Annotated in this window: 13 protein-coding genes; all 13 read right to left on the bottom strand. The window is 36.2% G+C overall.

Going from position 1 to position 13,993, the window contains the following annotated elements; all coding sequences use genetic code 11:
- A partial coding sequence (gene pseI, locus Q0Y54_RS00315; protein ID WP_297963031.1) for a pseudaminic acid synthase occupies positions 1–688 on the bottom strand: 688 nt, incomplete at its 3' end.
- A gap of 30 nt (positions 689–718) precedes the next feature.
- The gene (gene pseG / locus Q0Y54_RS00310; protein ID WP_297963056.1) at positions 719–1,777 is read right to left on the bottom strand and encodes a UDP-2,4-diacetamido-2,4,6-trideoxy-beta-L-altropyranose hydrolase; all 1,059 of its coding nucleotides are present in this window, start codon (positions 1,775–1,777) and stop codon (positions 719–721) included.
- Between the two features lie 15 nt (positions 1,778–1,792).
- Positions 1,793–2,485 (bottom strand): pseudaminic acid cytidylyltransferase, encoded by a 693-nt coding sequence (gene pseF / locus Q0Y54_RS00305; RefSeq protein WP_297963028.1) that lies wholly within the window; start codon positions 2,483–2,485, stop codon positions 1,793–1,795.
- 14 nt (positions 2,486–2,499) lie between these two features.
- Positions 2,500–3,693 carry a UDP-4-amino-4,6-dideoxy-N-acetyl-beta-L-altrosamine transaminase gene (pseC, locus tag Q0Y54_RS00300; RefSeq protein WP_297963025.1) on the bottom strand — a complete coding sequence of 398 codons (1,194 nt, stop codon included), beginning with the start codon at positions 3,691–3,693 and terminating at the stop codon, positions 2,500–2,502.
- A 16-nt stretch (positions 3,694–3,709) separates the two neighbouring features.
- Positions 3,710–4,705 carry a UDP-N-acetylglucosamine 4,6-dehydratase (inverting) gene (pseB, locus tag Q0Y54_RS00295; RefSeq protein ID WP_297963022.1) on the bottom strand — a complete coding sequence of 332 codons (996 nt, stop codon included), beginning with the start codon at positions 4,703–4,705 and terminating at the stop codon, positions 3,710–3,712.
- A 220-nt stretch (positions 4,706–4,925) separates the two neighbouring features.
- Positions 4,926–6,446: a lipopolysaccharide biosynthesis protein gene (locus Q0Y54_RS00290; RefSeq protein ID WP_297963018.1), complete on the bottom strand. Its 1,521-nt coding sequence runs from the start codon at positions 6,444–6,446 to the stop codon at positions 4,926–4,928.
- 13 nt (positions 6,447–6,459) lie between these two features.
- Positions 6,460–7,392, bottom strand: coding sequence for a hypothetical protein (locus Q0Y54_RS00285; RefSeq protein WP_297963015.1), 933 nt, complete (start codon positions 7,390–7,392; stop codon positions 6,460–6,462).
- A 97-nt stretch (positions 7,393–7,489) separates the two neighbouring features.
- Positions 7,490–8,569, bottom strand: coding sequence for a glycoside hydrolase family 99-like domain-containing protein (locus Q0Y54_RS00280; RefSeq protein WP_297963012.1), 1,080 nt, complete (start codon positions 8,567–8,569; stop codon positions 7,490–7,492).
- Positions 8,570–8,590: 21 nt separating this feature from the next.
- Positions 8,591–9,745 carry a hypothetical protein gene (locus Q0Y54_RS00275; RefSeq protein WP_297963009.1) on the bottom strand — a complete coding sequence of 385 codons (1,155 nt, stop codon included), beginning with the start codon at positions 9,743–9,745 and terminating at the stop codon, positions 8,591–8,593.
- Between the two features lie 36 nt (positions 9,746–9,781).
- Entirely contained in the window at positions 9,782–10,666 is an 885-nt protein-coding gene (locus Q0Y54_RS00270) for an ATP-grasp fold amidoligase family protein (protein WP_297963006.1), read from the bottom strand.
- A gap of 33 nt (positions 10,667–10,699) precedes the next feature.
- Positions 10,700–11,617, bottom strand: a complete 918-nt coding sequence (locus tag Q0Y54_RS00265) for a glycosyltransferase family 2 protein (protein WP_297963003.1) — start codon at positions 11,615–11,617, stop codon at positions 10,700–10,702.
- A 15-nt stretch (positions 11,618–11,632) separates the two neighbouring features.
- Complete coding sequence (locus Q0Y54_RS00260; protein WP_297963000.1) at positions 11,633–12,826, bottom strand: Coenzyme F420 hydrogenase/dehydrogenase, beta subunit C-terminal domain; 1,194 nt, start codon at positions 12,824–12,826, stop codon at positions 11,633–11,635.
- Complete coding sequence (locus Q0Y54_RS00255) at positions 12,823–13,989, bottom strand: polysaccharide pyruvyl transferase family protein (RefSeq protein ID WP_297962997.1); 1,167 nt, start codon at positions 13,987–13,989, stop codon at positions 12,823–12,825. The genes Q0Y54_RS00260 and Q0Y54_RS00255 overlap by 4 nt, the downstream gene beginning before the upstream one ends.
- Positions 13,990–13,993 lie beyond the last annotated feature (4 nt).

Below are 13,993 nucleotides of genomic sequence, written 5' to 3'. Positions count from 1 at the left end.
CTATAACCTCTGCTCCCAAAGCTACTGCGGCTATTGATACACCGATGCCCAATGTGTGATCAGAAATACCTACACCACATTTAAACATTTCTTTAAGATGGTGTATAGTTTTGAGATTAGCATCTTCCGGAATAGCCGGATAACTACTGGTACATTGCAACAATGTCAAATCTTCACAGCCGCCTTCTCGCGCCGCCCGAACACATTCGTCAATCTCAGATATGGTTGAACTACCATTAGAAATAATAAGCGGTTTTTTAGTGGCAGCTACTCTACGAATAAGCGGAAGATCTATATTTTCGGCCGAAGCAATTTTATATGCAGGGGCATCTAGCTTTTCTAAAAAATCCACCGCAGAATAATCAAAAGGGGTACTAAAGCATATTATTCCCAACTCTTGGCAACGCTTAAAAATTGGTTCGTGCCATTCCCAAGGTGTATATGCCTTTTGATATAGCTCATAGAGAGATTGACCTTTCCATAAACTGTCAGGGTCATTAATAAAGAATTCATTTTCCCGACAATCTATAGTAATCGTATCAGCTGTGTATGTTTGAAGCTTAACTGCATCCGCACCAGCTTCTTTGGCAGCCTCTACGATTTTTATAGCTCGTTCTAATGAGTGATTATGATTACCTGACATCTCAGCAATAATAAATGGACGCTTTTTTATAAATTTATCTGTCATAACTGTCCTCACTTTTTCCAACCATACTAATTAATCATCATTAAGCAGTAACTCGCACTTTTCTTTAATAGCACAACGTCTGGAGTAACTCATACCTTGCACTGCCTGAATAATATTTGGCACCTCGACACTATCATAAAATCCCAAATAATCCATCAAGTCCATTTTGGCGCAATATTCACATCCAATACGCTGATTTTCTGCAACTGCTGTCACAATAGTCGGTAGTCCTAAATGCCATGCCTCAAGCAAAGTTGTTCCCCCAGCGCAAAGCAAAATATCTGCATTAGACATATACCACGCCATGTTGCTAACCTGCTCATGAAAATGAACAAAGTCATAGTTTGCACACTTCTGTTTAACAGAAGCCTTGTGTGGATTACTTTTTCCTACTATAACCTCAACATCTACACCTGATAAATTCAAATTAATCAGCGCATCAATAGCTTTTTCCGTTTCATTTGTAACATCCGCACCACCATAAAATATCAAAATATTTCGAATATTTTTTTTCATAGGAGGCAAAGAGGCACGCGCCAATATAAATTCATCTCTTATAAGAGCGTATTTAACCCCAAGCATAAGTTGACAACCTTCGGGGACAAGTTTTCGATAACTTTCCTCTTTGCCTGGTAAAAAGCCATGATCCAATAATATATCACAATCATGTCGCCGATTAGCCAAGTCATCAACTACAAAAATCTCTCCAACCCACGGGCGTAGACACTTCTCCCATGTTTCATCTATGGCATAACTATCCACTACCAACCTATCAATTTGCCCAATATTCCCTAACACTTCAATCGATTCTGCAGCATCCTGCGATTGTGGAACCGTTAACCAGGCAGCATAGCCTTTCAATTTTTCGTTAGGTGTACGTCGTGGTAAAACGAGTAACCTGTAGCCATTTGCTTCTACTCTATCGTTTATATTACCTGGTAAATCCCTTGATAAAAAAATAATATCAGCAGAATACTTCTTCTTCATACGAGACGCCAATGCCAAGCAACGCATCATGTGGCCAGTACCTATTTGCGTCGAAGCATCCACACGAAAGACGATAATCACCTTATCACCATCCAGCCTCATTTTTGAAAACAAATCTTAGTGTTGGGACATTATCTTGTATTTCATTTCTGCCAACTGCCAATCTACCATATTATCGATATCCTGAACTTCTGTTTCAGGAAGTTCAAATGGAACGATTTTCATTTGTTCTCCAGCAGACAGTCCCTTCATAAATATTTCTACATTATGAAAATAAAATTGCCCTGCATCATGATACCAATTTTCCAAATCCTGTGACCGCATTGACGCACATTCCGGATAACGGTATACCAGCTTACCTTCTCGAATTACAAATGCCCGCTGAGGGGGGAAGGAAAAATTTACTACTGGTTCCAATATATCTGCCTTCGATTCAACAAACACCTGATATGCCTGTTTCAGTTTAGCCCCGGTGACAAATGGTGCAGTAGGATAAATACAGCACATATAGTCGTAGTGTTGCCCCAGCTTTTCGTATTCACTGATTACTTCCTGCAAAACATCAGCAGTAGTAGCAAAATCATCACTATTTTTTTCGCTGCGCATAAATGGAATTTTTGCACCGTACCGTTTTGCCACTTCAGCAATTTCCTCACTATCTGTTGAAACCATCACTTCTTCAAATAAGTTTGATTCCAGTGCCGCTTCGATAGAATAGGCAATAATGGGCTTTCCACAAAAATCTTTAATATTTTTCTTTGGTATTCTTTTACTGCCACCTCGGGCAGTAATGATAGCTACCGCACTCATCTTAAATTCACCACTTATTTCTTGTAGTAATTTATTACTTTCATAACAGCTTCAATAACCTTATTCTGCTCCTCATCAGTCAATGAATAATAAAGCGGAATGGAAATAATTCTTTCATACAGCTTCTCAGCGTTTGGGCATTCACCCATCTGATAGCCAAGTTTTTGGTAATATGGGAATGAATATACTGGAATATAATGAACATTTACTCCAACGCCCTCAGCCTGCAGAGCATCAAAAACTTCCCTACGGGAGCATTTTAATAACTCCAAGTTTAACTGGATGATATAAAGATGACGAACCGTATCAGACTCTGCAATTTCCTTTTGCACAACTATTTCTGGCATAGTTGAAAAGGCTTCATCATAGCGTTTTACAAGCTCCTTGCGACGCTTGCTAAACATCTCCAATTTTTTTAGCTGAGAACTAAGCAGGGCTGCCTGCATATCCGTCATGCGGTAATTATAGCCCAAATCTACCTGCTGATAGTACCATCCACCTTCACTAGGCTTATCCATAAGCTTCTGACTACGAGTAATGCCGTGAGTACGGAACAGTACAAGCCTCTCATATAATTTCTCATCATTAGTGGTAATAGCACCGCCTTCACCGGCAGTACATGTCTTAACCGGATGGAAGCTGAACTCCGTCATATCAGCCAAGCTGCCCACTGGTTTACCATTGTACTTAGTTCCCAAAGAATGAGCTGCATCTTCAATGAAAATCAAATTATGCTTATCACAAATAGCACGAATTTTATCTACTTCCACCGCCTGCCCCGTAAAATCAACCGCTACAATAGCTTTGGTCTTACTGGTAATTTTTGCTTCGATACTATCTGGATCAATGTTATATGTCTCCGGATTTATATCGGCAAAAACAGGTTTGGCACCACAATATAGGGAGCAATTAGCCGAAGCCGCAAAAGTTATTGGGGTGGTGATAACCTCATCCCCCTGTCCCACTCCAGCAGCAAACATAGTTGCATGAAGAGCTGCTGTGCCATTAGCAATAAGGACTGCATATTTTGCTCCAGTAATTTCACAAAGTTTGCGCTCTGCTTCTTCAATCTTTGGTCCACAAGTGAGATAATCACTTTTTAAAACATCAACTACCGCCTGAATATCTTCATCATCAATATACTGATGACCATAGCCAATTTTCTTTTCGAATACCGGATTTCCGCCATTTATTGCTAACTCATCCAATGTAATTTCCCCCATATTAAATACTGCCAATTTTAACCCGATTTGCCTCAATCCAATCCTGTAACTGAGGGATGGTCATCCATTCCTTGTTGTTGTCGGAAGTATAGCTGAATCCTTCTGGAACCTGGGTACCGCCCTTTATCATGGACTCCATCTTTCCCCAAGTGCAAATCTGTGGCAAAATCTTAAAATGCTCAGGATACTCATAAGTGAAATGTGCATCTTCCACACCAATCATCTGCTCATGAAGCTTTTCACCTGGACGGATACCAATTTCCACTTGTTCTGCCTTGGCATCTACAGCAGTGGCAATATCACAAATATTCATGGACGGGATCTTTTTAACATAAATCTCGCCACCCTCCATATCCTCAAATGCGTGCCACACCAGTTCTACACCCTGTTCAAGGGAAATCATAAACCTGGTCATACGTTTGTCAGTGATAGTAAGCTTTCCAGTCTTGGCAATTTCCATAAAAAACGGAATAACAGATCCACGGGAGCCCATTACATTTCCATATCTAACAACTGCAAACTTAGTTTTACCACCTGAATATGAGTTACCGGCAATAAAAATCTTATCTGAACAAAGCTTAGTGGCACCATACAAATTAATTGGAGAACTGGCCTTATCCGTTGATAGTGCAACCACACGCTTAACGCCCTTATCGATACATGCATCAATAAGGTTCATGGCGCCATTTACATTTGTCTTTATACATTCAAATGGATTGTACTCAGCCGTTGGCACAATTTTGGTGGCAGCAGCATGAACAACATAGTCTACTCCATCCAATGCACGATAAAGTCTGTCTTTATCACGCACATCGCCAATAAAGAAGCGTACTCTCCCATCACCTTGGAACTTCTTAGCCATATTCCACTGCTTCATCTCGTCCCGAGAATAAATAATCAGCTTCTTGGGATTGTATTTTTTTAATGTCATTGGTACAAAGGTATTACCAAAAGAACCAGTACCTCCGGTAACTAAGATTGTCTTATTTGTAAGCATTTAATTGCCCTCCAGTTTTATTCATTATATTTTTTCACCATTTATTAGCCAAAAGCCACAATAATTATACGCTTAAACAAGGATAATAGCAATTACGAAAAATATCTCTCATGAACAATAATCGCATGACACAAAAAACTGCCATGCGATATTGAACTTACTCATAAAGATTTTTAGAAAATGATAATATCATTATTTATATTTTATGTGAATGTGTCAGTCAATGTTTATGAATAACTTTCAAAAATATTTGTTTTGATCTAGTGAAATGAGGACTCCTATGATAAATCAAAATTATTAGCAATGTAGACACTACAACACACATTATGGTCTTAAGTATTAATCCTTCGATTCCACCCGCTACAATAAGACCACAACTTGCATATGCGGTAATTACTATAAACGCAGCAACACTAAAATACTTTCCTTGCTGCCTAAGATAATCTCTTGATGAAATTTTAAAATAATGTTTAAGAATAATAGTGCATTGCCATATAAGTCCAAATATTATCCCTGCCAAAAGACTCGCCAAAATAATACCGGTCATTCCCATTACTTTTCCTAAAAAAATATTCAAAATTAAATTAAAAAATGTACTAGATATGTATACCCACTTCAGTTCATGCCACAATCCAGCAGCACTTAGATATAAATAAAAAGCATGCTGAACTGTTCCTGAAATAAACCACATTCCAAGTAGAACCACATCACAAAACGGAAGAAGCATATCTTCTCCCATCCAAACCTTCATAAAAGGTTGGCACAAACAAATCAAGCACGAAGCAAATATTGTTGCAATCAGCGAAAACAAAAATTGCCACAATTTTAAATCATTATAGTTTTTTTCTAATGTCTCACTAGCCACGCTATTACCAACACTTGCTTGCATAGATGCTCTTATTATTGCAATAAAAGATGATACTGTACTAACAATAACAAAATAATTATTGTAAATTGCTACCGAGGAAAGGCCAATATAAGCTGAAATTATAATGCTATCAAACGTATTGTATGTAACTCCACTTATATTGCATATAAGTAGGCCCTTTACCTTCTTAAGGATGTCTTTTTTAGCTACACTATTTATCTCACCTTCACATCTATATTCAGGATATTTCTTCTTGCTTATATAAGCAGTAAAAACATTTACACATCCTGTTCCCAAAATCATCACTACAACAAACATGTAGTAATTATGGAATACAAAAAGTGCAATTAATTGCAGACCATACTGTATTACTATCGTAATCGTATTTGCTACTTTCGTTAGATCCAACCGTTGTATTGCTGTTAAAAGCGATGTTTTATATGCATATAAAAAGTAACTTATACTCGTATTAACTAAATAAAGCAAATACAATACATAGATATTGATATCATTAGGAACATCGCCTTTTATAAGATATTCTATAAAAGGTGTTACTAGTATTCCAACACACAATATAACAAATCCTACAAGCCTATATACCTTTCTAAGATAATTAAGAAGGGCACACACTTGCCTAGTATCACCGGAAGCTATTGGTTTATACATAAAATAAATAACTGAAGAAGAAAATCCCGATTCAGCGATATTCAGCACCTGTAATATTGAAGTAAATAAACTGGATAAGCCTAAATAATCAGCACCTAATGTATAAACAATCGCTGTTCTGGATATAAACGAAAACAGTATCTGAACTACCATAAGAATATAAGAAGCAACTATATTTCGTTTTGTGTTGTATATTCTTGACTGCATGTAGCACCTCATATTAGCTGCGGTAAAGACTCTCAAGTGCTTTATACATTTCTGAAGGCTTTTTTACGTGTCGAAAGCCCCAATAATAGTCACATAATTCATACTGTTCCTCTGTTATATACATTGCATTATCAGAACTAAAATAATTTAAGAACATTTTTTCTTCTTTTTGAAATTGTTTTTCGCGTGACTTGCATATTTCATATTCTTTTACAAAATCTTTGCCTAATCCCGTATGAGTTCTATTTTGTTTTATTAAAATATGCGGTTTATGCAGATAAATGCAATAGCCTAAATGTGTTCCTAAAGAATTTGACATTGTCACATCAGATGCTTCTATAATGGCTCTCAATCGAGGCAAAAAATCTATTGATGCCTCACCCGCAGTTACAACCGTACACCCCATTCTATTAAATAGTTCTGCTGTGCCATTTACCATATCCTGTTCTTTTAAACAAATTCTTAACCGCTTTAGTTTATATTTAACCATAACATTTCTAGCTTGAGAAATTAAATAATCAACATCATATTCACACTTAAAATTCTCTAGAGAATGAGCTGGAAATAATGTCAAGACTTTTTCACCTTTAGCCTCTTCCTCAAGCTGCTTTAAAAATTTGCTATCCGTTTCGGCATATGCTATTCTTGGTCCAATCTTAATAACACTATGTTCTGGAAATGCCATTCCAAGAGTTTCCTCTCGATAATCACCAAAAGTAATAATTTTCTTTAATAAATAATCTCTAGCATCTCCTACCATATTCGTATTTCGACCAAAATACACTCCATGTTCAATTACGCCATAAACTGGATGTTTCCATTTCGAATACTTTTTTATCCAATATTCATGACCATAATTGCTATTACACCCTATGATAGGAACATTACCATTACGCCTGCTATTCCCACTTATGGTGTTGTATATAATATTAACAACTCTGCTCAATTTGAATTTACTGATATGGGAGATAGGCAACCACCATATACATTTCTCAAAAATTTTCCTTTTTGTCATTATACTATCCTTATCTCACTTACTCAAACTATAATCCATTCTCTTTTCTTGCCTTTTGTATTACCTTCAGATATCCTTTGCCATATTTCATATCTGGCTCAAGATAATTACCTTCTCCCCATTCATTCCAAGATTTTACTAAAATTATCTGCTTGGACTGTGGTTTATTTTTGATATTTTTTATTGCACTATTTAGCAATAACTCAAAATATTCTGGCTTACAATTATCTAAGATTATCCCTTTGCCACCATCCCTCGGAGTATGATCCCAATTTGGCACAACAGTAGGTATTATATCCTCTGCAATACTATCATCTGTAACCATGTATTTAATTGCATCTTTATAATCAAATACCACGGGACAATGAAGAACCTCTCTTTTTATTTTTCTAAGAAATTTCATTACATTATTTTGACGATTATTAATTTCTAACATCCTATCATCATACACAGCATCGAAACCAATATTAAGAATCTGCGCTTTATTCATCCCATTAATATCATGTCCTACAAAATAAAAATCACCTATGCCTTCTTTATGTGCCAATTCTCTCCACACATTTATAAAACATTCTATCTGCGGAGAAGCTAATGGTGAAAAAATGATAAACAAAGGTTTATCATCAACTTTGGTGTACCTTGGATCCTTAAAAGCATCTAAATAAGCGTAAAAATGCTTTTCATAATCTTGCCTTCCCAAATACTCCTGTGAGACTAATAATTCATCCTTTTCATTCGGGCTCCATCCTTTCTTGTTCCATGAATGGTTGGCCCAAGCGAGCGAAAAATCAATTTTTATAGTTTTGTCGGCTAAAAGCATTTTAAATGGTTGCTCCAATAGTTCCTTTCCATTACCAAACCAATAATGCCAATAGCAGAATCCATCGACACCATACTGGTTAGCAAGTTTAACCTGCTCTATTAATGTCTGCTTTAAGCGCAAATCATAAAAACCTAAATCAGCTGGTATATGTGGTTGATAATGCCCTCTATATTGCTTTTTAGTAGCAGCAACAATTCTCCATTCTGTGTATCCTTTTCCATACCATTCATCATTTTCTTTAATGGGATGAAATTGTGGTAGATAAAATGCAATTATTTTAGCCATTTTTGCTCCTTTTATTTAAATTTAACATAAAAAACGTCTAACCCTTCTTTTCCAGGGAATATAAAATGTACATAGTAATATCGGAATCGAATACTGAAGATAAGTTATCACATGTCCATACCACATTGAATAAACTATTGTACCTACAATAATTATAATAAACTGATCGTCTTTTTTCTTCATTGCTCCGTAAATAGCTATTAATACCAGTAGGACAACCGCTATAAACAAATATATCCCATAATTGTACATAACATATAAATATCCACTATCTAGGTAACCATATATACCTTCAGTACCTTGCTGAACACTTATATTAGGCGCATAATTAAAAAAGAATAATGTCCTATATGAAATTGCAGCCAGCGATAAAGACAAACGCCCAGTTAATAGCTCATTGAGCTTAACTAAAAACCTAATGTTTGGATTGTAAATAAATGACAAAACAGCCGGCATAAGTGGTACAAGCATCGCAAAAAGATATAGTATTAGTTCTCCTTTTTTTATCCGGCAAGGAACCAATATAGAAAGTACTGACAATATAGACACCATTAAACTAATATAGAATGGATACTTAGCATCTGTGAATAGGAAACAAGTAATCACTATTAGATTTAGTAACACAAGTCCTTTTATATGATTTTTACGACTAAAACCAGCATTAATCCACAAAAATATAACAAGCATCAAGTAAGTTTGTAATTTTGACGGGTATAAAAAGCCCAATGAAAATCTTAGTCGCCCATCTATTAACACAATAGTATCAGGTATTATTTGGCAGGCACATAACACCACAACAAAAAATAATACAACAATTATGGTATACAAAGTAGTTCTAACAAGTTGCTTTTTATTTACCTTTCTCAAAACAAATAAATAAAAAAAGATTTCTGCCATAATAGATATATGTCCCAAAAAAACACCTTGAAAAAAAAGGACTATAACAAAAACAGCAAACATAAATTCTGTTTTTGAATAACTATAGTTATTTATAACTTCAAACAAAGTGCAAACGAGAATTGTAGCAAACGTCACATATCCGTTATAATTGGATAAAACTTCCAAAACTGCCGTCTCTGATAACATAAGATAAACTAATATAAATATCCAAATGTATAAAAGAGGACTCTTATGTTCACTTGTCAACTTATTTATATTCTTCATCTTTAAAATCATTTTATTTACTATTCTCCACCATTTTTCCCAAAATCCCTACTTTTTCATCCACTCCCCCCACTCTATCAAATACTTGCTTGGGGTAAGTTTCATATTTCCACCAGTAGGAATGAATGTCAACTCTGAAAAATATACTTTTCCAGCCACATCATACAAATCTACTCGAACAAATGGAAAATCCTTTGCCAGTATCCTTGAAACTTTTATCATTTCATCAAAACATACTGGTTTTTCGTATCCATCTTGGTTATGCAAATGCCCTTCTAAAGTTAAATCCATCCAGTTCCAATCCATATCAAAATAATCAAGGTATAAATCCTTTTCGCCATTTGCTCCATTAGCTGATACGTACAGCACCTTTGGCTCTCCATTAAAACAATAAAATTTGTAAGTCTTTATTTCATCTCCCAGATACTCCTCGGCCAAAACACATTTCTTTACGTCCATATACTGAGGCTCACAATATTTCTTCCAATGGTCTTCTTCTAACCATTCTTTTAACTGACTTATCGCATCATCCATATTAACACTGCGTTTATCATTAATAAGCATATTGTAACCACAGCCATGATTGCATTTAATTACCAAGGCGTCAGGGAATTTCTCCCAATAAGACCGCAATTCATCAGGATTTTCTATTCCGCCTACATACAAATCAGGCAAAATTTTTTTCAATCCTTTATTAATTATGTAATCACGCACCCGATATTTATCTACACACTGGGTAATAACAGGATTGTGATAATATTCGCCAAGCTTTAGCTTTTGCAGCCAGTCATTAATATCCTTGGGATTATCAAAATCCGGCAACCTTCTGAAATTATATAAATACATTAAATATGTCGTAAATTTGGGAGACAACGTGGATAAAATGGTTTTTATACCACTACGAATTCCCCCTCCTAAAACATTTTCACTCATTAAAATACACTCCCCTGCAAAAACTTAATAGTACTATACAAACGGAACCTTCCTCTTTAATACCACAAAAAACAAATAACTTCCCAACAACTTCCACCATGGAATTTTTTTCCTGGTTCTTTTTAATTCGGCATTTATCTCTGTGTCTTCACTAAATGGTCGCAAATCCCATTTTGCTTCCTGAGACAATTCAGACTTCTCACGAACATAGTTGCAGTGAGTGCCGCTTCCATCCTGACCACAGTTTCCCACCAAGGTTTCCCGTGGCTGCACAGTGTAAGCATTTTGTTTATACTGGGCATAACAGAATCTTATGGCCCAAGAATTGATTTTTCCGCACTGCTGTCGATCTAACAGACTAGACATATCATCTCCGCCGGCATTAAAAGCCGATCGAGCAGATAGGCTATACTTAAACTTGTTGTAATCCTTAACATCCCAGTCAATCTTTTCCCACCTGTCTAACCAAGTTCCCCAACTCCAGCTTTGGGCACGAACCGCAAAATACATATCCACATCCAGATTACGTAAATATTCAATATCCCGGCTAAAACCAGATACAGAAAAAACTCGTGGTTCTTTTTGGTATTTTTCCAGTGATTGGTTCATAAATTCCAAAAAATGTGGGGATAACACTAGATCATCTTCCAGTACTATTACTTTCCCGTACTCTTGGATAATCCTGTCTACACCTGATATTACTGACTTAGCCAATCCTTGATTATTTTCAGCATATATTGCCTTAACGCTTTTGAAATCTTTGCTCTGCTCCAACGCTTTTATATATTCCCTGACTGCATCTACCTTTTGCTTGGCATTATCATTTTTAGCTGCATCAGAAAATATGAAAATCTCCGACTCGGCTGCCAGCGTGTTTTTAGCCAGGGATTCTACCAACCTTTGGGTATGCTCAAGCCGGTTATATACAAATATCACTACAGGTGCTAACACTTAGTTTCCTTCCTTTTAACTAAAATATTTTTTGTTAATACGACCAGCTAGCTTTATTAAACCAATTTTATATAATGGCCGCTTTAACTTTTCTTTGATTTTATCGCTGCAAGTTACAGGAATAACTTTTTGTATGGCATATTCAAGCCCGCCTTCATTTAGATGGTAAAAAAACTCCTGCCTTTTGGGATGGTGCTTTTGTATACCATAAACCATATTGCCATCCCAATGTATGGCTTCCTGCCAATTTACATCATACATATCAAAACAATTCTTATATGTTTCCAGCAATTCTTGTCCCTTGGCGGTTCTTACCAACACATTGGTATGTCCTAAATCATTATCATCTTTGCCTGTGAGCTCAACAAAATGCCAGCAGTCAAATATAGAAATATCCGAAGCCCGTTTGTCTCCCTTGACCAAACAAGCACCACAGGATGGCCTGTCCGCAATATGGGCAGTGAAAACCTTAATAAGGTAATCCGTAAGTCTACTTCGTGAATACTCATCCCCGCAGTCAAACAACAGTTTTGTTGTAAAGGAAGCATATCCATACTCTTTGAATTTAAAGTTTAACTTAGAAATTTTGCTACCCTTTCGCCCTTCCATATAATGAACATAGTCAGACAATATTCTCGGTGACATTACTCCGGCGCATACCACATCAATGGTATATAAGTTATTATATTCATGCCCCAAATAATTCTTTAGGGCTAATACCTGACAAGGGGTTCCGGAAAACAGCACTTTATGATTTGGATAACGTTCCAATAATTGTTTAGTTTCCTTGTAAATGCTGAATGTTCTAGACTGGGAGTATTTACTGGATGAGTGGGATACCACAGATATTGAATCATTAAGTACAGTATGTTTTACGGTATCATTATTAATGCTTGCCCCAATAGCATATCCCCCCGCAGAGGTAATTTCCTTAGCCAGCACACTATAAACACCCCCAGAGGCACATTCCTTTAGGAGCTCTTTGTCTTTCGCCTGCATAGCAAGGCCCTGATTGACTCCATTAGATAAATTGGTGTTTATGAATGGGCAGACCCTCTCACATAGTCCGCAGGAAATACATTTATTTTCATCAACATGAGGGTATAAAAAGCCCTCGTTATCGGCTTCCATTTCGATACAATCTTTAGGACAAATATTGGCACAGGCCTCACAGCCACAACATTGTTCTCTCTTGTAAATTGTTATCATTTGGTATTCTCCAACAAATTGGCTGACCTCAATGCGTTGATAAGATAGCTTTCGGATGTTTTTCTAAAATCATCCAACTTACAATGAATCTTATTCCAATCAATACCCATTTTTAGGCATTCAGCTACGTCTTCAGTACCGGTAAATCGCCTATCGCCAATATCTAAAATCTTCATTATTGAATCAATACGTGAATTTACAGAATTTTTGCTTCCCTGAATATCATAATTGAATGTAAAAAATGGAATACTGTAATAAATGGAAAACATAGTGCCATGGAAGGAGTCAGTCAATACCATCTCTGCATTGGCCACCAAATTTACAAAGTCAGCAGGATCCACGTCATATGGCTTTATATCTGCGAAGTTCAGATCATCTTTGACAAATTCATCCATATGCTGTATAGCAATTAATTTATACCCAGTCAATTTGGTAACTTCATTGGCAAATTTCCTGTACTGTTTGTTTGCCCCCAGAAAATAACAAAAAATATATTTATCATCTGTGTATTTCTTAGCCGATTTCATGTTGTCCCATTGTTCCTTGGTAAGCAATGCAGTTGGATCACATACCGTTGGTACATCTCTGCCTGTAATGGACTTCACTATTTTACTGCCAGCCATTTCACGAACAGAAATATATTCTATTCGTGATAAGTATTCCCTTGTTTTTTTTATCTGAGAGTCAGGGATTATATCTACGCCAAAGCTTGGTGCATAGGTAATCTTTGGAATATTATCCGGAACAAAATTCAAAGTGTAGTAATCCATCTCTAAATTCTGCGGATTCCAGACCTGATCACTGCCCAAAACCACACCATCATAGTTTATAACCTTATTCTTAAGTTCTTCCTTTGAAGATATTTTGGATGAAATTCTCAGTTTATTAAGTCTAAAATCCATAAAGACTTTTTCCCTAACCAAAATTTCCTTGTAAATCTCCGGATGCCAAAGCTTGGTCGCCAGTCGCACATTAAGTGCCTTTAGCTTGGTAACAAGAAATGGTAAGTTAAACACCCTATAAAACTGTTTGATTGGATCACTGGTATAGTAAAAAATTTCTGTATCCAATCCCAACTTTTGTAATTCCTGCTGTGTGGCGTAGGCTTGAAGTAAAGTTCCATAATTTGTATTAATAGCTGAGATAATTGCAATTTTCTTCAAATTT

Source organism: uncultured Anaerovibrio sp., from assembly GCF_947302755.1.
Classification (GTDB): domain Bacteria; phylum Bacillota; class Negativicutes; order Selenomonadales; family Selenomonadaceae; genus Anaerovibrio.
This window is presented reverse-complemented; position numbering and strand designations above follow the sequence as displayed.